This is a genomic window from Colwellia marinimaniae (assembly GCF_002207865.1).
Classification (GTDB): Bacteria; Pseudomonadota; Gammaproteobacteria; order Enterobacterales; family Alteromonadaceae; genus Colwellia; species Colwellia marinimaniae.
This window is the reverse complement of sequence record NZ_BDQM01000252.1, coordinates 1-274: the sequence shown is the minus strand read 5'-3', so window position 1 is coordinate 274 and position 274 is coordinate 1. Positions and strand designations below refer to the sequence as shown.

At 59.9% G+C, this 274-nt stretch carries 1 protein-coding gene; it reads right to left on the bottom strand.

The window, feature by feature from the left end:
* On the bottom strand, positions 1-274 hold a 274-nt coding region (locus MTCD1_RS23640), incomplete at both ends, for a DUF6226 family protein (RefSeq protein WP_235013391.1).

Here is a 274-nt window from a genome sequence, read left to right as displayed (position 1 = left end):
CGGTACCGACGAGATGGAATGTCGGCTCACCATTGACCACCGGCCCAGTGACAACGACGAGGCTACCGTCAACGACGGCCGCCAAGTCCGCGTCAAGAACCCGCAAAAGATCTTCCGAACCATGGTCGCAGGCATCACAAGCGCAATCCGGGATGATGTCGAAGGGATCGGCATCCGAGGTGGCGGACAGCCCGACAAAAGGAACCTGGTCAAAAGTCACCACCGACACGTACAGAGGCAACGTGTCGCTGTGAGGGCTTGACCACCGCTGCTG